The 19,246-nt window shown below is 53.4% G+C and carries 16 protein-coding genes and 1 pseudogene; 14 read left to right on the top strand and 3 right to left on the bottom strand.

All coding sequences use genetic code 11. The annotated features are described in order from the left end of the window. Positions 1–2: 2 nt before the first annotated feature. On the bottom strand, positions 3–581 hold the full coding sequence (locus P9J57_RS15595) for a lipoprotein (RefSeq protein ID WP_014606442.1): 579 nt from the start codon (positions 579–581) through the stop codon (positions 3–5). A gap of 263 nt (positions 582–844) precedes the next feature. Between P9J57_RS15595 and bolA the strand changes: the two genes are divergently transcribed. The 9 genes and pseudogenes from bolA (at position 845) to P9J57_RS15550 (ending at position 11,232) form a co-directional block, all read left to right on the top strand. After that, a complete protein-coding gene (gene bolA, locus P9J57_RS15590) occupies positions 845–1,159 on the top strand; it encodes a transcriptional regulator BolA (protein WP_013024884.1) in 315 nt (104 codons plus the stop codon). A 294-nt stretch (positions 1,160–1,453) separates the two neighbouring features. Continuing rightward, complete coding sequence (gene tig, locus P9J57_RS15585) at positions 1,454–2,758, top strand: trigger factor (protein WP_014593078.1); 1,305 nt, start codon at positions 1,454–1,456, stop codon at positions 2,756–2,758. A 334-nt stretch (positions 2,759–3,092) separates the two neighbouring features. Beyond that, a complete protein-coding gene (gene clpP, locus P9J57_RS15580; protein ID WP_006117959.1) occupies positions 3,093–3,716 on the top strand; it encodes an ATP-dependent Clp endopeptidase proteolytic subunit ClpP in 624 nt (207 codons plus the stop codon). A gap of 132 nt (positions 3,717–3,848) precedes the next feature. Further along, positions 3,849–5,120 carry an ATP-dependent protease ATP-binding subunit ClpX gene (gene clpX / locus P9J57_RS15575; protein WP_013024887.1) on the top strand — a complete coding sequence of 424 codons (1,272 nt, stop codon included), beginning with the start codon at positions 3,849–3,851 and terminating at the stop codon, positions 5,118–5,120. Between the two features lie 185 nt (positions 5,121–5,305). Further along, the gene (lon, locus tag P9J57_RS15570; protein WP_064373321.1) at positions 5,306–7,660 is read left to right on the top strand and encodes an endopeptidase La; all 2,355 of its coding nucleotides are present in this window, start codon (positions 5,306–5,308) and stop codon (positions 7,658–7,660) included. A gap of 215 nt (positions 7,661–7,875) precedes the next feature. Further along, complete coding sequence (gene hupB / locus P9J57_RS15565; RefSeq protein WP_014606441.1) at positions 7,876–8,148, top strand: nucleoid-associated protein HU-beta; 273 nt, start codon at positions 7,876–7,878, stop codon at positions 8,146–8,148. A 251-nt stretch (positions 8,149–8,399) separates the two neighbouring features. After that, positions 8,400–10,272, top strand: a pseudogene (ppiD, locus tag P9J57_RS15560) (peptidylprolyl isomerase). 139 nt (positions 10,273–10,411) lie between these two features. Beyond that, on the top strand, positions 10,412–10,735 hold the full coding sequence (locus tag P9J57_RS15555) for a helix-hairpin-helix domain-containing protein (RefSeq protein WP_013024891.1): 324 nt from the start codon (positions 10,412–10,414) through the stop codon (positions 10,733–10,735). Between the two features lie 98 nt (positions 10,736–10,833). Then, positions 10,834–11,232 carry an acyl-CoA thioesterase gene (locus P9J57_RS15550; RefSeq protein WP_029569713.1) on the top strand — a complete coding sequence of 133 codons (399 nt, stop codon included), beginning with the start codon at positions 10,834–10,836 and terminating at the stop codon, positions 11,230–11,232. 58 nt (positions 11,233–11,290) lie between these two features. Here P9J57_RS15550 and queC read toward each other — a convergent pair whose 3' ends face one another. Both queC and P9J57_RS15540 read right to left on the bottom strand, forming a co-directional pair. Then, on the bottom strand, positions 11,291–11,986 hold the full coding sequence (gene queC / locus P9J57_RS15545) for a 7-cyano-7-deazaguanine synthase QueC (protein ID WP_014593081.1): 696 nt from the start codon (positions 11,984–11,986) through the stop codon (positions 11,291–11,293). A gap of 127 nt (positions 11,987–12,113) precedes the next feature. Next, positions 12,114–13,148: a PLP-dependent cysteine synthase family protein gene (locus P9J57_RS15540; RefSeq protein ID WP_024471201.1), complete on the bottom strand. Its 1,035-nt coding sequence runs from the start codon at positions 13,146–13,148 to the stop codon at positions 12,114–12,116. A 117-nt stretch (positions 13,149–13,265) separates the two neighbouring features. Here P9J57_RS15540 and P9J57_RS15535 point away from each other — a divergent pair, with 117 nt between their 5' ends. From P9J57_RS15535 to amtB, 5 genes are all read left to right on the top strand, one after another. After that, on the top strand, positions 13,266–13,727 hold the full coding sequence (locus tag P9J57_RS15535; RefSeq protein WP_026021085.1) for an Lrp/AsnC family transcriptional regulator: 462 nt from the start codon (positions 13,266–13,268) through the stop codon (positions 13,725–13,727). 24 nt (positions 13,728–13,751) lie between these two features. Continuing rightward, positions 13,752–15,521, top strand: coding sequence for a SmdA family multidrug ABC transporter permease/ATP-binding protein (locus P9J57_RS15530; protein ID WP_013024896.1), 1,770 nt, complete (start codon positions 13,752–13,754; stop codon positions 15,519–15,521). Then, positions 15,514–17,289 carry a SmdB family multidrug efflux ABC transporter permease/ATP-binding protein gene (locus tag P9J57_RS15525; RefSeq protein WP_105078691.1) on the top strand — a complete coding sequence of 592 codons (1,776 nt, stop codon included), beginning with the start codon at positions 15,514–15,516 and terminating at the stop codon, positions 17,287–17,289. The genes P9J57_RS15530 and P9J57_RS15525 overlap by 8 nt, the downstream gene beginning before the upstream one ends. 257 nt (positions 17,290–17,546) lie before the next feature. Next, positions 17,547–17,885, top strand: a complete 339-nt coding sequence (glnK, locus tag P9J57_RS15520; RefSeq protein ID WP_013024898.1) for a P-II family nitrogen regulator — start codon at positions 17,547–17,549, stop codon at positions 17,883–17,885. A gap of 34 nt (positions 17,886–17,919) precedes the next feature. Next, positions 17,920–19,209, top strand: a complete 1,290-nt coding sequence (amtB, locus tag P9J57_RS15515; RefSeq protein ID WP_014606435.1) for an ammonium transporter AmtB — start codon at positions 17,920–17,922, stop codon at positions 19,207–19,209. The last annotated feature ends 37 nt before the right edge of the window (positions 19,210–19,246 follow it).

Below are 19,246 nucleotides of genomic sequence, written 5' to 3'. Positions count from 1 at the left end.
AATTAGCGGGCGTTCTGCTTGATAAATTCGTTGACGCTGGTGTCCTGCGCCATATCCGCAATCACGTCGCTCAGCGTTGAGTTAACCGCATTGGTGATTTTCTGGTTACTTGCGCTGAATGCACCTTCTACGCTGTAGGTCTGACGGTAGTTTTTGATCTGCTTATTGCCGTTTTTCGCGGTAGCAATAATAGAAATGTCCGCCTTGGTCGTAATGCTGTAACGTACGTCGCCCTGGGTGACGTCGGCATACAGATTATTAACAATGATTTGCAGATCCACTGCGCCATTAGGCCCTACCATATAGCCGCGTGCGGTCATCTGTTTTTCCAGCACTTCCTGCAGTAAGAAACGCAGGTCGCGTGAAGGGGTCAGACTGACCAGTTGGCCATCACGGTTCACTTTTGCCAGCGCCTGATCGCGGCGCTGGTCTGCGCCGTTAATGCTGACGGTGATGCCCATCAGGCTGGGATCGCGCTGCGGCAGCTGAATCTTGGGTTGGATTGTCAGTGTGTTGTTGCTGGAAGCACAGCCGGCCAGAATAAAGGCAGCCAGCAGTGGGAATAACAGTTTTTTCAACATACGCTTTCTCGTTAGTGTCATGGGTTGGTGTGCAAAAACTGCGGCCATCATAGCAAAGCGGTGCAGTGATTAAAGCCCCCTGCAAGAGGTAAAGTGAGCGCTGCGGCTTTTCGCCCCCGCTTTCTGGCATAAACAGCAGGCTGATAAGGCGCGCGATACGGCCAGCGGAATGATAATATTCGGCGCTTCACCGCGTAGAGTGGCCGAAAACCAACTAATATTTAAACAGATGGGGCACAGCGCTCGCCATTGAGGGTAAAACCATGATTCGAGAACAGATAGAAGAGAAGCTGCGCCTGGCTTTTGAGCCGGCTCATCTGGAGGTCCACGATGAAAGCTACCGACACAACGTGCCTGCCGGTTCGGAAAGTCACTTTAAAGTCGTGATCGTCAGTGACCGTTTTACCGGCCAGCGTTTCCTGGCGCGCCATCGCGCAATTTACAGCGAACTCAGCGCGGAGCTGGCAGGAAGCGTCCATGCCCTTGCGTTGCACACTTATACCTTGAAAGAGTGGGAAGGATTGCAGGATACGGTACTGGCTTCACCTCACTGTCGGGGCGCCGGAACGCTAGCCTGATTGCCCGCGTTTTAAACGGCCTTCGGGCCGTTTTTTGCGTTTAAGGGTGGCTAAACGCGATCTGTGGCTCAAAAAAACAGCAAACTCCCTGAAAAGTGGTGACTTAGCATCCTCGACTCATCTCAGCGATGCCGCTATAATGCTGCGTCTATTTTTCCGGAATGTCTTCGGGACGCTTCTGGTAACAGGGATCAGGTTCTCTTCACGGAAGCCGTCCCGGTTGTTGGATACGGCGCATTAACCAATGTGTGGTGTCTGAAGTTGACCGAGCACGTGATTTTTTGAGGTAACAAGATGCAAGTTTCTGTAGAAACCACTCAGGGCCTGGGCCGTCGCATTACGATTACTGTCGCTTCTGACAGCATCGAGAGCGCCGTTAAAAAAGAACTGGTGGATGTGGCGAAGAAAGTCCGTATCGATGGTTTCCGTAAAGGCAAAGTGCCAATGAACATCGTGGCACAGCGCTATGGTGCTTCTGTGCGCCAGGACGTGCTGGGCGATCTGATGACGCGTAACTTTGTTGACGCCATCATTAAAGAGAAAATTAATCCGGCTGGCGCACCGAACTACGTGCCAGGCGAATACACCGAAGGTCAGGACTTTACCTACGCGGTAGAATTCGAAGTGTATCCGGAAGTTGAGCTGAAAGGCCTGGAAAACATCGAAGTCGAGAAGCCACAGGTTCAGGTGACTGACGCGGATGTGGATACCATGCTGGAAACCCTGCGTAAGCAGCAGGCTAACTGGATTGAAACCGATGCAGCAGCCGGCGCAGAAGACCGCGCGACTATCGATTTCACCGGTTCTGTTGACGGTGAAGAATTCGAAGGCGGCAAAGCCTCTGATTTCGTTCTGGCGATGGGCCAGGGCCGCATGATCCCTGGTTTTGAAGAGGGCGTTGTCGGTCATAAAGCAGGCGAAACCTTCACTATCGACGTGAAATTCCCTGATGACTACCATGCGGAAAACCTGAAAGGGAAAGACGCGAAGTTCGAGATCGTGTTGAAGAAAGTTGAAACGCGTGAACTGCCAGAACTGACTGAAGAATTCATTAAACGTTTCGGCGTGGAAGAGGGTTCAGTTGACGGTCTGCGTGCCGAAGTGCGCAAGAACATGGAACGTGAGCTGAAAGGCGCTATTCGTAACCGCGTGAAAACCCAGGCTATCGACGGTCTGGTTGACGCAAACCCAATTGACGTGCCAGCTGCGCTGATCGACAGCGAAATCGACGTTCTGCGTCGTCAGGCTGCACAGCGCTTTGGTGGTGACGAGAAGCAGGCGCTGGAACTGCCACGTGAGCTGTTCGAAGAGCAGGCAAAACGTCGCGTTGTTGTCGGTCTGCTGCTGGGCGAAGTGATCCGCACCCATGAGCTGAAAGCTGACGAAGACCGCGTGAAAGTGCTGATCGAAGAGATGGCTTCTGCCTACGAAGATCCGCAGGAAGTGATCGAGTTCTACAGCAAGAATAACGAGCTGATGAACAACATGCGCAACGTTGCGCTGGAAGAGCAGGCTGTTGAAGCCGTGCTGGCGAAAGCGAAGGTTTCTGAGAAAGAAACTAACTTCCAGGAACTGATGAATCAGACCGCTCAGGCCTAATCATCTTTTTAACCGGTTGTGCTAAAGCCCGCGCCTGAAAAGTCGCGGGCTTTTTTCTGTATTACGCTTGCTGCCAGTCGGTTTGTCGCTATTTGGCTAATTTTTAGGCAAATTGTTCACGCATCGCTTTTTCCTGGTTAGCGATTGATGAAAAGGTTGTTATGCTTGAAACAACTGAGCAGCATCCCAAGATACAGGGAGTATGCAAAAACAGTTCGGCTGACTGATTAACCGTCCTGAAGTTGTCGGTAAGAGGCAGAGCATAGTTTTTGTCGCTCGTCTTACGTAAAATCGGTACAGAATGTTGCCAACGAAATTTATCCAGGAGACGGTAATGTCATACAGTGGCGATCGTGAGTTTACTGCACCGCACAATGCGTTGGTGCCAATGGTGGTCGAGCAAACCTCGCGCGGCGAGCGTTCATACGACATCTATTCCCGTCTGCTTAAAGAACGCGTAATCTTCCTTACCGGTCAGGTGGAAGATCACATGGCTAACCTGATTGTGGCCCAGATGCTGTTTCTGGAAGCAGAGAATCCGGAAAAAGATATTTACCTTTATATCAACTCACCGGGTGGCGTGATTACTGCCGGGATGTCAATTTATGACACCATGAAGTTTATCAAGCCGGACGTCAGTACCATTTGTATGGGCCAGGCCTGTTCAATGGGGGCTTTCCTGTTGACTGCCGGGACGAAGGGCAAGCGTTTCTGCCTGCCAAACTCACGCGTGATGATTCACCAACCGCTGGGTGGCTATCAGGGACAGGCAACTGACATTGAGATCCACGCGCGCGAAATCCTGAAGGTGAAGCAGCGCATGAACGAACTGATGGCGGAGCACACCGGCAAGTCACTGGAAGAAATTGAGCGTGACACCGAGCGTGACCGTTTCCTCTCCGCCAGCGAAGCGGTAGAGTATGGATTGGTCGATTCCATCCTGACGCATCGCCAATAAGCCCTAACTTCGCCTTGTCTCTGGTCTATAGTTAACAGGACAAGGTGATAATGGGTTGAATGAACATCGGCCGTGTACCCACGGCCAGTGCTGTACTTCTGGTACGGCCTGAGAATAAGAAGAGGTTAACTGATGACAGATAAGCGCAAAGACGGTTCAGGAAAGTTGCTGTACTGCTCTTTTTGCGGCAAAAGCCAGCATGAAGTGCGTAAGCTGATTGCCGGGCCGTCAGTGTATATCTGCGATGAGTGCGTTGATCTGTGTAACGACATTATTCGCGAAGAGATAAAAGAGGTTGCCCCGCATCGCGAACGTAGCGCCCTGCCTACGCCGCATGAGATCCGCCATCACCTCGACGATTACGTTATTGGTCAGGAAAGGGCCAAGAAAGTGCTGGCCGTGGCGGTGTACAACCACTACAAACGTTTACGCAACGGTGATACCAGCAACGGTATCGAGCTGGGTAAAAGTAATATCCTGCTCATTGGTCCTACCGGGAGCGGTAAAACGCTGCTGGCAGAAACCCTTGCCCGTTTACTGGATGTGCCTTTCACCATGGCGGACGCCACCACCCTGACCGAAGCCGGTTATGTGGGGGAAGACGTTGAAAACATCATTCAGAAACTGCTGCAAAAATGTGACTACGATGTGCAAAAAGCGCAGCGTGGTATTGTCTACATCGATGAAATTGACAAAATTTCACGTAAGTCAGACAACCCATCAATCACCCGTGACGTCTCAGGTGAGGGTGTGCAGCAGGCGTTGTTGAAACTGATTGAAGGTACGGTGGCTGCGGTTCCTCCGCAGGGCGGCCGTAAGCACCCGCAGCAGGAATTTTTGCAGGTTGATACCTCGAAAATTCTGTTTATCTGTGGCGGTGCGTTTGCCGGGCTGGATAAGGTTATCTCACAACGCGTTGAAACCGGGTCAGGCATTGGCTTTGGCGCCACCGTGAAAGGCAAATCGCAGAAAGCAACGGAAGGCGAGCTGCTGTCACAGTGTGAGCCGGAAGATTTGATCAAGTTTGGTCTGATACCGGAATTCATTGGCCGTCTTCCTGTCGTCGCGACGCTTAATGAGCTGAGTGAAGAGGCGCTGATTCAGATTCTGCGCGAGCCAAAAAATGCGCTTACCAAGCAGTACCAGGCGTTGTTTAACCTGGAAGGCGTTGATCTGGAATTCCGTGATGAAGCCCTGACGGCGATTGCGAAAAAGGCGATGTCACGTAAAACCGGCGCGCGCGGTCTGCGTTCTATCGTGGAAGGTGCACTGCTGGAAACGATGTACGATCTGCCTTCTATGGACGACGTCGAGAAAGTCGTGATTGATGAGTCAGTCATTGAGGGGCAGTCCGAACCCATGTTGATTTATGGCAAGCATGAAGCTCAGGCTTCTGGCGAATAAGTAAACAAATCGTCCACATTGTGCCATCTATAAAGGGGAAAATCTTTCCCCTTTTGCATTTCTCACCGTTGTGACATTGAATGTCTGACAATCATCCCCATATACTCAGACACCTGTGGGTTTAACCGCATACCTGCCTGTGCGGTACCCATCACCTGGCGGACACGAAACTAAGAGAGAGCTCTATGAATCCTGAGCGTTCTGAACGCATTGAAATCCCCGTCTTGCCTTTGCGCGACGTGGTAGTTTATCCGCACATGGTAATTCCGTTGTTTGTTGGCCGGGAAAAATCAATTCGGTGCCTCGAAGCCGCAATGGATCATGATAAAAAGATCATGCTGGTCGCACAGAAAGAGGCTTCAACGGATGAACCTGGCATAAACGATCTTTTTTCAGTGGGTACCATCGCCTCCGTTTTGCAGATGCTAAAACTGCCAGACGGTACGGTGAAAGTGCTGGTTGAAGGCTTGCAGCGTGCCAACATCACGACGCTTGCCGACAACGGCGATCACTTTGTAGCCCAGGCTGAATATCTGGTTTCACCAGAGATCGAAGAGCGTGAGCAGGAAGTGCTGGTGCGCACGGCGATCAATCAGTTTGAAGGTTACATCAAGCTGAATAAAAAGATCCCGCCTGAGGTCTTAACCTCCCTGAACAATATTGATGATGCGGCGCGCCTGGCGGATACGGTTGCGGCGCATATGCCATTGAAACTCGCGGACAAACAGTCCGTGCTGGAGATGTCAGACGTTAACGAGCGTCTGGAATATCTGATGGCGATGATGGAGTCTGAGATCGATCTGCTGCAGGTTGAAAAACGCATACGCAACCGCGTGAAAAAGCAGATGGAAAAGAGCCAGCGTGAGTACTACCTGAATGAGCAGATGAAGGCCATTCAGAAAGAGTTAGGCGAGATGGATGATACGCCTGACGAGTACGAAGCGTTAAAACGCAAAATCGATGCGGCTAAAATGCCGCAGGAAGCGCGTGAAAAAGCCGAAGCCGAACTGCAGAAGCTGAAAATGATGTCGCCTATGTCTGCAGAGGCAACAGTGGTGCGCGGCTACATCGACTGGATGGTGCAGGTTCCGTGGAACGCGCGCAGCAAAGTGAAGAAAGACCTGCGCAAAGCCCAGGAAACGCTGGACACGGACCACTATGGTCTGGAACGCGTGAAAGACCGTATCCTTGAGTACCTTGCGGTGCAAAGTCGCGTCAGCAAAATCAAAGGGCCGATTCTTTGCCTGGTCGGACCGCCGGGCGTGGGTAAAACCTCGCTGGGACAGTCCATCGCAAAAGCGACTGGCCGTAAATACGTTCGTATGGCGTTGGGCGGCGTGCGCGATGAAGCGGAAATCCGTGGTCACCGCCGCACCTATATTGGCTCAATGCCGGGCAAGTTGATCCAGAAAATGGCGAAAGTGGGGGTAAAAAACCCGCTGTTCCTGTTGGATGAAATCGACAAAATGTCCTCGGATATGCGCGGCGATCCGGCATCCGCACTGCTGGAAGTGCTGGATCCGGAACAGAATATCGCGTTTAACGATCACTATCTGGAAGTGGATTACGATCTCTCCGATGTGATGTTCGTGGCAACGTCAAACTCCATGAATATTCCGGCACCGCTGCTGGATCGTATGGAGGTGATTCGCCTGTCGGGGTATACCGAAGACGAAAAGCTCAACATCGCGAAACAGCATTTGCTGCCGAAGCAGATTGAGCGCAATGCCTTGAAAGCCTCTGAGATCAGCGTTGAAGACAGCGCGATTGTGGGCATCATTCGTTATTACACGCGTGAAGCCGGCGTACGTAGCCTGGAACGTGAACTGTCCAAACTGTGCCGTAAAGCCGTGAAGACGCTGCTGATGGATAAAACCAAAAAGCACATCACCATCAATGGTGAGAACCTCAAGGATTTCCTTGGCGTTCAGCGTTTTGACTATGGTCGTGCGGACAGCGAAAACCGTGTAGGCCAGGTGACCGGTCTTGCCTGGACAGAAGTGGGCGGGGATTTGCTGACAATCGAAACCGCCTGTGTACCGGGTAAAGGGAAACTGACCTATACCGGTTCACTGGGTGAAGTGATGCAGGAGTCGATTCAGGCCGCCCTGACCGTCGTGCGCGCACGTGCAGAGAAACTGGGTATCAACGGTGACTTTTACGAAAAACGTGATATCCACGTGCACGTACCAGAAGGGGCAACACCGAAGGATGGCCCGAGTGCCGGTATTGCGATGTGTACGGCGCTGGTGTCCTGTCTGACGGGTAACCCGGTGCGGTCAAATGTGGCGATGACCGGCGAGATCACGCTGCGTGGTCAGGTGCTGCCGATTGGTGGACTGAAAGAGAAGCTGCTGGCAGCGCACCGTGGTGGCATTAAAGTGGTTCTGATTCCGGACGAGAACAAGCGCGATCTGGAAGAAATTCCACAGAACGTGATTGCCGATCTGGAAATCCATCCGGTTAAGCGCATCGAAGAAGTATTGAACCTTGCACTGGAAAACGCGCCTTACGGCATGCAGGTTGCTACCGCAAAATAGTGATTAATGGCATAAACCGTTAAAAAGCAGAGCTGGCAACACCAATTGGTGCTTGCCAGCTTTTTTTTGTGCCGCTAATTTAGGTGGCTGCTGAACCATCGTTATAAGAGGATTACCGTTGTTTCAGCTTATAAGGCTTGATATAACTTGCTGCGCGTTCGTACCCGACAGGAAGCGTGGGTACGATGTGAAATAATAAAGAGGGGATGAATAGAGTGAATAAGTCACAACTGATCGATAAAATTGCTGCCGATGCCGACATTTCTAAAGCAGCAGCAGGACGTGTGTTAGATGCATTTATGGGCTCTGTTTCTGATGCGCTGAAAGGCGGAGATGAAGTGGCGCTGGTGGGATTCGGCACTTTCTCAGTACGTGAGCGCGCAGCGCGCACAGGCCGTAACCCACAAACCGGTAAAGAGATCACTATCCCGGCAGGTAAAGTACCGGGTTTCCGTGCAGGTAAAGCACTGAAAGACGCTGTCAACTAATGACAACGCCACCACTCATTAACACATTTTCTTGAGTGGATTAGAGGACGGTTAACGCGTTCTCATGTAACATACGGGCACATCGATAAGATGTGCCTTTTTTTTATATCCAGAGAGGCAGTAAAGGTCGCAAGGCTTGTCTCAACAGGATTATTGCTGCCAGCAAGATTTGCAGCTGAGTAATGCGCCGGGAAGAGGGCGTTATTGCGACAGGGCTTTACATTCACACTACAGCGGAGTGTTGTCATACCATGATGGACAATTTACGCGCGGCGTCGAACCATGTCGTGCTCAAGATTATTTTGGGGTTGATCATTCTCTCCTTTGTGCTGACCGGCGTTGGCAACTATCTGATTGGCGGCAACAATGATTATGCGGCCAAAGTGAACGGTCAGGAGATCAGCCGGGCGCAGTTAGATCAGGCATTTAACAGCGAACGTAACCGCCAGCAGCAGATGCTGGGCGACCAGTTCTCGCAGCTTGCAGGTAACGATGGTTACATGCAGCAGATGCGCCAGCAGGCGCTGTCGCAGCTGATCGATCAGGCCTTACTGGACAGCTACATCAAAGATCTGCACATTGCCATCAGTGACGATCAGGTTAAGCAGGCGATTTTCAATCAGGCTGCTTTCCAGACGAACGGTAAGTTTGATAACGCCAAATATAACGCGATGATCGGCAACATGGGCTTTACTGCCGACCAGTATGCGGAAGCGCTGCGCAAGCAGCTGGCGACACAGCAGCTCATCAACGCCATCGCCAACACCGACTTTATGCTGAAAAATGAAACCAGCAAGCTGGTGGATTTGGTGGCGCAGAAGCGCGATATTCAGACCGCAACCCTGGACGTGAATGCACTTGCGGCGAAGCAGACCGTCAACGATGACGAGATCAACCAGTATTATCAGCAGCATAAAAACAGCTTTATGGCGCCTGAACAGTTCCGGGTCAGCTATATCAAACTGGATGCTGCAGGCATGCAGGAAAACGCCAGCGATGCGGATATTCAGGCCTGGTACGATCAGCATAAAGCGGATTACACCCAGCCACAGCGCGATCGCTACAGCGTCATTCAGACCAAAACGGAAGCCGATGCCAACGCCATTCTGGCTCAGCTGAAAAGCGGTGCTGATTTTGCCGAACTGGCGAAAACCAAATCCATTGACCCGATTTTCTGCTCGCAAAGGCGGCGATATGGGCTGGCTGGAACCTTCTACCACGCCGGATGAGCTGAAAAATGCCGGACTGAAAGAGAAAGGCCAGCTGTCAGGCGTGATCAAGTCTTCCGTTGGCTTCCTGATCGCGCGCCTCGACGATATCATCCCCGAGCAGGTCAAGCCGCTGGCCGACGTGCGCAGTGAGGTGGCGGATGAGGTCAAGCAGGAAAAAGCAGTGGATGCCTTCTATAAGCTGCAGCAGAAGGTGAGTGAAGCGGCCAGCAATGATAATGAGTCTCTTGCGGGCGCGGAGCAGGCGTCGGGCATGAAAGCCACAGAAACGGGCTGGTTTAGCCGTGACGACGTGCCGAAAGATCTCGATTTTGACGCGGTGAAACAGGCAATTTTCAACGGCGGGCTTGTTGGACAAAATGGCGCGCCAGGCAATAACTCTGACATCATCAGTGTGGATGGCGATCGTGCCTTCGTGTTGCGTATCAGTGAGCACAAACCTGAAGCGGTTGAACCGCTGGAGAAGGTTAAAGCACAGATTATCGACACGTTGAAACACGACAAAGCGACGCAGCAGGCTAAAGCCCAGGCCGATAAACTGTTAGCCGACCTCAAAGCCGGAAAACAAGATGTGCTTAAAGCGGCAGGCCTGACCCTGAGCGCCAGTAAAACGGTTGATCGAAATACGCAGGATCCGGTGGCACAGGCTGCCTTTAACCTGCCACAGCCTGAGGATAACAAACCCTCCTGGGGCGTCAGCGAAGATATGCAGGGCAATGTGGTTCTGGTGGCGGTGGATAAGGTCAGCACCGGTACGATGCCACAGGCGCAGATTAATGAAATGGTCAAAGGCGTCACGCAGAACAACGCGCAGCTTGCCTTTGAAGCATTGCTGCAGAATCTGCGTAAAGAGGCCAAAATCAAATACGGTGCCGCTGCCCAGCAGATGCAGTGATCCTCGCAAATTTCAGATAATGACTGAAACAACCCAAGGCCGCTTATGCGGCCTTTTCCATTTTTAACTTTTGCCGTTTGAGGGCAGGTTATTGTCGTGACAACCTGAGCCTGCTGTTTAACACAAGGAGAAACACAGCATGGCTAAACCCAACTTACACGCCTTTTATCTTTCCCTCGCCCTGTGTGGCGCGCTGTATCAAATGCCTCTTTCAGCGGCAGAAACCCCAAGTGAAACCCAGGCCGCGCAGGTTTCCATGCCGCAGCAGGAGCTGGTCAGCATAAACGACGCGACGGCAGAGCAGCTATCAAAGGCGATGAACGGGGTGGGCCTCAAGAAGGCGCAGTCTATCGTCAGCTATCGTGAAGAGTACGGGCCGTTTACGGCTATCGATCAACTGAAAGAGGTGCCCGGCTTTGGCAATGCCCTGGTTGAGAGAAACCTGTCGCGTCTGAAATTGTGAAGTGATGCGCAACTCTGATGCTTAACCTGCTGTTACGGGCGGACTCTGCTAAAGTGAACAGGTCCAACCAGTTAATCTATAGCAGCAGGAGAACAGGAATGCAGACCACGATAAAAGTGCGCGGCTATCATCTGGATGTCTATCAGCATGTTAACAATGCTCGTTATCTGGAGTTTTTAGAAGAAGCGCGCTGGCAATGGCTGGAAGAAGTGGACGCCTTTAATTGGTTGCTTGAGCAGAAACTGGCCTTTGTGGTGGTCAACATCAACATCAATTATCGTCGCCCGGCGGTGCTGGGCGATGTACTGGAGATCAGCAGCGACATCACGCAGCTTAATGGAAAAAGCGGCATCATTTCTCAGCGGGTTCTTTTAGCGGGTGGTGAGACTGTTGTTGCAGATGCGGCACTGACCTTCGTGTGCATCGACCTGCGTTCCCAGAAAGCCGTCCCGCTGGAAGGCGAACTGCGGCAGCGACTGGAAAGACTGATGTCTTAACTGATGTCTTAACTCATGTCATCAAGGCGGCGGCTATCTGTCGCCGCCGCGCCCGAGGTTACGGCAAACCGGTTTTTGCCTTCATGGCTGCCATAATACCGGGGCGATCCTGCAGATAAGCATTCAGGCCGTTTGAGCGCAGATGACAGGCGGCACATTCGCCACAGCCGTCACCTTTGATGCCGTTATAACAGGTGAGCGTCTCTTCGCGGATCAACGTAAGCTGCTGCCAGTAATCGGCCAGCGCCCAGGTTTCGGCTTTATTAAGCCACATCAACGGGGTTTCAAAACGAACATCGCGCGCCATGCCAAGGCCGATCGCGTGGTTAAGCGCTTTGACGAACTCGTCGCGACAGTCGGGATAACCGGAGAAGTCGGTTTCGCAAACGCCGGTGATGACGGCTTCCGCTTCAACCTGATACGCGTAAACCGAGGCCAGGGTCAGAAACAGAATATTGCGGCCCGGCACAAAAGTGCTCGGCAGGCCGCTAGCCTCGGGATCATAAGCGGGAACCGGAATGCTGTCGCGCGTCAGGCTGCTGACGGCCAGTTCATTCAGCATGGTCACATCGAGCACCTTGTGCGCTCGGGCGCCCAGTTTTAAGGAAAGGTCCCGGGCCACGTCAATCTCTTCACGATGACGCTGACCATAGTCGAAGGTCACACAGTGCACTTCATCGTAATGCTGTAGGGCCTGAACCAGGCAGGTGGTGGAGTCTTGTCCACCGCTAAATACGACAACGGCGCGTTTCATGGCACGTCCCAATAATAAAAATTGGTGCTTATGGTAATACCTGAACGCGCGGCTGAACAGCTGCAGGGGCAATAACTGGCCCGATCTGGCGCTTCTTAACCCCCGTTAGTCAAGGTCTGATAGCGCACTAGCCCAGTTCGCGCTGCCAGGGCGTAATATCGCCAATGTGCTCGGCAACCCACTCAGGTTGATAGTAAGTATCAGGATAACGTTCTCCGCTGTCGCACAGCAGTGTCACCAGCGAGCCCTGCTCGTGGTTATCGCGTAAGCGTTTTGCCACCTGCATCATGCCCCAGAAGTTGGTGCCGGTAGACGGGCCCGGTTTGCGTCCCAGAAGTGTTTCCAGCTTCAGCATGGCGGCAATTGATGCGCCATCCGGTACGCGAAGCATTTCGTCAATCACATCGGGCATAAAGGAAGGCTCGACGCGTGGACGACCAATGCCTTCAATCATGCTGCCACGATTGCTGGTCAGGGTGGCGTCACGGTTGTGCCAGTAGTCATAAAAAACGGAATGCTGCGGATCAACGACCAGTAATCGCGTATCGCATCCCTGATAGCGAATATAGCGTCCCAGCGTGGCCGAGGTACCCCCAGTGCCGGCACTCATAATCAGGGTGTGAGGAACGGGAAAGGGTTCGTTTGCCATCTGACGGAAGATGCTTTCAGCAATGTTGTTGTTGCCGCGCCAGTCGGTGGCCCGTTCCGCGTAGGTAAACTGATCCATAAAATGGCCGTTCAGTTCCCGGGCGAGGCGCTCGGATTCTGCATAGAGCTGACAGGGATCGCTGACAAAGTGACACTGACCGCCGTAAAAGGTGATCTGCTCAATTTTACGCTTCGCGGTGCTGGCGGGCATGACGGCAATAAAAGGCAAGCCCAGCAGGCGGGCAAAATAGGCTTCAGACACGGCCGTACTGCCCGAAGATGCCTCAATAACCGGTGTATCTTGTTTGATCCAACCGTTGGCCAGGGCGTACAGAAACAGAGAGCGCGCCAGACGATGTTTCAGACTTCCGCTGGGATGCGTGCTTTCATCTTTGAGATAGAACCTGATGCCCGGAAAATCCGGCAAACTGAAGCGAATTAAGTGTGTGTCCGCTGAGCGTTGAAAATCAGCGTTAATTTCGTTAATCGCGTGGCGTACCCAGCATGTTGACATGGCGTTCATTTCCGGTCGGATGAAAGTCATTATTTTAAGGCACGTGTAGGAAAAAGAGCTTGCTGGTTTTGCGTTAAAATGGCGGTAATGGAGAAAATATTTCTACCGGAGGGCCGTATGCCAGATAAAATTGACCTTAAACTGTTGGCTATGCTGCAGCAGGACTGCACCACTTCACTCCAGGTACTGGCAGATGCGGTTAATCTCACCACGACGCCCTGTTGGAAGCGCCTTAAAAAGCTGGAAGAAGACGGCATTATTCGCGGACGGGTCGCTCTGCTGGATAATGAAAAGCTTGGCCTCTGTCTCACGGCCTTTATGTTTGTCAAAACCACCCAGCACAGCAAAGCCTGGTATCAGGAGTTCGTCTCGGTGGTGCAGAGCATGCCGGAAGTGATGGGCTTTTACCGTATGGCCGGTGAGTACGATTATTTACTGCGTATTCAGGTTGCCGACATGAAAAGTTATGATGCCTTTTATAAGCGTTTAGTTAATGGTGTAACAGGCCTGATCGATGTGACCTCCAGCTTCGCGATGGAAGAGATTAAATACACGACAGCCCTGCCTGTTGGCCCCTGAGTATCTGAGATTGAGAGCAGCCTTGTGCGATTATTCAGCCAGTTAAGTTGGTATTTTATCCGTGAGTGGCGGCGTTATCTGGGCGCCGTCACCTTACTGATCGTTATTGCCGTTCTGCAGTTGCTGCCGCCGTGGATTGTCGGGGTGATTGTGGACGGCGTGACCCACCAAAACATGGATGCCCGGCGCATCCTGATGTGGATTGGCATTATGCTGCTGACCGCCGTGGTGGTTTATCTGCTGCGCTATGTCTGGCGCGTGCTGCTGTTTGGCGCATCCTACCAACTGGCCGTTGAGCTGCGAGAGGATTTTTATCGTCAGCTCAGCCGTCAGCAGCCGGCGTTTTACCTGCGTCACCGAACCGGCGATCTCATTGCCCGCGCCACCAACGACGTCGATCGGGTGGTTTTTGCTGCCGGTGAAGGCGTGCTGACGCTGGTGGATTCTCTGGTCATGGGATGCGTTGTGTTAATTGCCATGAGTACACAAATCAGCTGGCAGCTGACGCTGATATCGCTAATACCGATGCCATTCATGGCGTTGGTCATTCACCGCTATGGCGAGCAGCTGCATAACCGTTTCAAACTGGCGCAGGCGGCCTTTTCCAGCCTGAACGATCAGACGCAAGAGAGCCTTACCAGCATCCGAATGATTAAGGCATTTGGGCTGGAGCAACATCAGTCGGCGCAGTTCGCCGATATTGCACGTGATACCGGAGAGAAAAACCTGCGCGTTGCGCGAGTGGATGCGCGTTTTGATCCCACCATTTATATCGCGATTGGCTTTGCCAACCTGCTGGCGATTGGCGGCGGAAGCTGGCTGGTGTGGCATGATCAAATGACGCTGGGGCAGCTCACCAGCTTTGTCATGTACCTGGGATTGATGATCTGGCCGATGCTGGCGCTGGCATGGATGTTTAACATTGTTGAGCGTGGCAGTGCTGCGTGGAGCCGAATTCGCGCGCTGCTTTCTGAGGCACCGGTCGTTGAAGACGGTGATAAAACCTTGCCTGACAGGGCCGGAACGTTACAGGTCTCGATTCGCGAATTCAGTTATCCCGCCAGTTCAGGTGCGATACTGAGCCAGGTTGAATTTCAACTCAAGCCGGGCGATATGCTGGGCCTGTGCGGCCCGACCGGCAGTGGTAAAACGACCTTGCTGAGTTTGATTCAGCGTCACTTCGATATTCAGCAAGGGGATATCCGCTACCATTCCATCCCGCTGCCACAGCTGCGGCTGGACAGCTGGCGCAGCCGTCTCGCCGTCGTCAGTCAGACGCCGTTTCTGTTTTCCGACAGCGTGGCCAATAACATTGCGCTGGGCAGGCCGGATGCCAGTCAGGAGGATATTGAGCAGGCGGCAAAAATGGCCTGCGTCCATGACGATATCTTACGCCTGCCGCAAGGCTACGAAACCGAAGTCGGGGAGCGCGGAGTCATGCTGTCCGGCGGTCAGAAACAGCGTATTTCAATCGCCCGTGCCCTGCTGCTTGATGCGGAGATCCTGGTTCTGGACGATGCGCTGTCGGCCGTGGACGGACGCACAGAACACGAAATTTTGCATAATCTGCGCCTGTGGGGCAAAGGGCGCACGTTGATCATCAGCGCCCACCGCCTGTCGGCACTCACGGAAGCCAGTGAGATTCTGGTGCTGCATCAGGGCACCGTGGCGCAGCGAGGCGACCATGCTGCCCTGACGAACGCGGCGGGCTGGTATCGGGATATGTATCGCTATCAGCAACTGGAAGCCGCACTGGATGATGATGAAACGGAAAAAGGAGTGCCGCATGGCTAAGTCACAACGTATGTGGCCAACACTTAAACGCCTGCTGAGCTACGGTAAACCGTGGCGCAAATCGCTGTCGCTGGCCGTGTTGATGCTCTGGATTGCCGCCGCCGCCGAAGTCACCGGCCCGGTTCTGGTGAGTTATTTCATCGATAATCTGGTGGCGAAGCATCAAATGCCCTGGGGCATCGTGGCAGGACTGGTCGTGAGTTTTATTCTGCTGCAGCTGCTGGCCGCCGCCCTGCATTACGGGCAGGCGTTACTGTTTAACCAGGCCGCGATTGGCGTGGTGCAGCGTTTACGCACCGATGCCATGAACGCGGCGCTGCGTCAGCCACTCGCTGCGTTTGATACCCAGCCGGTGGGGCAGTTGATTTCCCGGGTCACCAACGACACGGAAGTCGTCCGGGATCTGTATGTGACCGTTGTCGCGACGGTCCTGCGCAGCGCCGCGCTGGTGGGCGCAATGATGGTGGCCATGTTCAGCCTGGACTGGCGCATGGCGCTGGTGGCGATGTTGATTTTCCCTATGGTGCTCATCGTCATGCTGATTTATCAGCGCTTCAGTACACCGATAGCGCGTCGCGTTCGCAGCTATCTGGCCGATATCAACAACGGTTTTAACGAAGTGATTAGCGGGATGAGCGTGATTCAGCAGTTCCGCCAGCAGGCACGTTTTGGCGAACGCATGGGGGAAGCCAGCCGCTCTCACTATCTGGCGCGCATGGAAACCCTGCGGCTCGATGGCTTCCTGTTACGGCCGCTTTTAAGCCTGTTTTCGGCGCTGGTGCTGTGCGGGCTGCTGCTGTTATTCAGTTTCTCAATGCCCGGCGTTTTCGAAGTCGGGGTGCTGTACGCGTTTATCACCTATCTGGGACGGCTTAACGAGCCCTTAATCGAACTCACTACGCAGCAGTCGATGTTGCAGCAGGCGGTTGTCGCGGGCGAGCGTATTTTTGAACTGATGGATGCGCCCCAGCAGCACTATGGTGACAGCGATCGACCCATGGCGTCCGGACGCATTACGCTGGATAACCTGAGCTTTGCCTATCGCGATGATCGTGACGTGCTAAGCAACATCTCGCTGGATGTGCCTTCACGCGGCTTTGTCGCTCTGGTCGGTCATACCGGCAGCGGCAAGAGCACGCTGGCAAACCTGTTAATGGGCTACTATCCGGTGACGCGCGGTGAAGTCCGTCTGGACGATCGTCCGTTGGGGCAATATTCCCACCAGGCGCTACGACGCAGCATCGCGATGGTACAGCAGGATCCGGTCGTACTGGCCGACACGCTGCTGGCCAACGTGCGGCTGGGTCGGGATATCAGCGAAGAAGCCGTGTGGACGGCGCTGGAGCAGGTACAGCTGGCGCCGCTGGCCCGGGCATTGCCTGCAGGTATTCATACCCGACTGGGCGAACAGGGGAATAACCTGTCGGTGGGGCAAAAGCAATTACTGGCGCTGGCACGCGTACTGGTACAACTGCCGCAGATTCTCATCCTTGATGAAGCCACCGCAAATATCGATTCCGGTACAGAGCAGGCCATCCAGCACACGCTGCGCACCCTGCGTCAGCATACGACGCTGGTGGTTATCGCCCACCGTCTTTCCACCATTACCGAAGCAGACAGCATACTGGTGCTGCACCGTGGTCATGTTGTCGAGCAGGGCACGCACCAGCAGCTGCTGGCAGAGGAAGGGCGCTACTGGCAAATGTATCAGTTGCAACAGGTTGGCGATGAACTGGAATCGGCAGCACCGTTAGTCAGTGCAGGGTGATTGCACCTTTTTTGCGCATCTTTTTCTCCATTGTTCCGTCAGGATGCACGCCTTTGAGCGTAACAGCACCAAAGGAGTGCATCCGCTTCGTTTATTAATCCCCCAGTTTTTCCCAAACCGATATTCAGCATTTCCTGAGCCTTATTCCGTCGCGGCCTGATAACGGATTTCGCACGATACTTACATCTGGCACAGCCTTTGCTTAAGTCTCTGCGTGTCCATGAGACTTACTTATTTCAATTCCTTAAGGAGAGGCTATGAAGCTGGTTACCGTCGTAATTAAGCCGTTCAAGCTGGAAGATGTGCGAGAGGCATTATCCTCCATTGGTATTCAGGGACTGACCGTCTCCGAAGTGAAAGGTTTTGGACGTCAGAAAGGGCACGCCGAACTGTACCGTGGTGCGGAATACAGCGTGAACTTTCTGCCCAAGGTCAAAATTGATATCGCCATTGCAGACGACCAACTGGACGAAGTGGTGGACGTAATCAGTAAATCGGCTTACACCGGAAAAATTGGCGACGGCAAGATTTTCGTTGCTGAACTGCAGCGCGTGATTCGCATACGTACCGGCGAAACCGACGAAGCCGCACTGTAAACAAGACTCAGTAATGTGATGGGATGGAAAAAAAATGAATAAAATGCTGACCAAGTTGGGCCTCACCAGCCTGGCACTGTTACCGTCGCTGGCAATGGCTGCTGCGCCTGCCGTTGCAGACAAAGCCGATAACGCCTTTATGATGATTTGCACTGCGCTGGTGCTGTTTATGTCAATTCCCGGGATTGCGCTGTTTTACGGCGGCTTGATCCGCGGTAAAAACGTGCTCTCTATGCTCACTCAGGTGGCGGTCACCTTTTCGCTGGTATGTGTGCTGTGGGTGATTTATGGCTACTCACTGGCCTTTAGCGAAGGCAATGCATTCTTTGGCAGCTTCAACTGGGTGATGCTGAAAAACATTGCGCTGACAGCGGTTATGGGCAGCTTTTATCAATACATCCATGTGGCTTTCCAGGCGTCCTTTGCCTGTATTACCGTGGGGCTGATCGTCGGTGCCATTGCGGAACGTATTCGTTTCTCAGCCGTGCTGATTTTCGTGGCGGTATGGCTGACGCTGGCTTATCTGCCTATCGCGCATATGGTCTGGGCAGGCGGCTTACTGGCTCAGGATGGCGCGCTGGACTTTGCTGGCGGCACGGTTGTGCACATTAACGCGGCGGTTGCCGGACTGGTCGGTGCTTACCTGGTGGGCAAACGTGCAGGCTTCGGCAAAGAGGCATTTAAACCTCACAACCTGCCAATGGTCTTTACCGGTACCGCCATTCTGTATGTAGGCTGGTTTGGCTTCAACGCAGGCTCGGCGTCGGCAGCTAACGAAATTGCCGCACTGGCTTTCCTGAATACCGTTGTGGCGACTGCCGCTGCTGTGCTGGCATGGACCTTCGGCGAGTGGGCGCTGCGTGGTAAACCTTCTCTGTTAGGTGCCTGTTCTGGTTTTATTGCGGGTCTGGTTGCCATTACGCCAGCCTGTGGTTATGTCGGCGTCGGTGGCGCGTTAATTATCGGTTTAGCCGGTGGTCTGGCGGGCATCTGGGGCGTAACAACGCTGAAAAGATGGCTGCGGGTTGACGATCCTTGTGACGTATTCGGCGTTCACGGCGTCTGTGGCATCATCGGCTGTATCCTGACGGGCGTGTTCGCGTCCTCTTCTCTGGGCGGCGTGGGCTATGCACCAGGCGTCACTATGGGGCATCAGGTTGCCGTTCAGCTGTTCAGCGTAGGGGTGACTATCGTCTGGTCTGCCGTGGTGGCCTTCATTGGCTTTAAACTGGCGGATATGATTGTAGGGCTGCGCGTGCCGGAAGAGCAGGAGCGCGAAGGCCTGGACGTCAACAGCCATGGCGAGAACGCATACAACCATTAATTCATCTGTAACGATAAGAGAAAAGGGGCGATTTCGC

The sequence above is a fragment of the Pantoea sp. nfd-35 genome (assembly GCF_056892255.1).
Note: the sequence above shows the minus strand (reverse complement) of the source record. Positions and strands in the feature narration are given on the sequence as shown.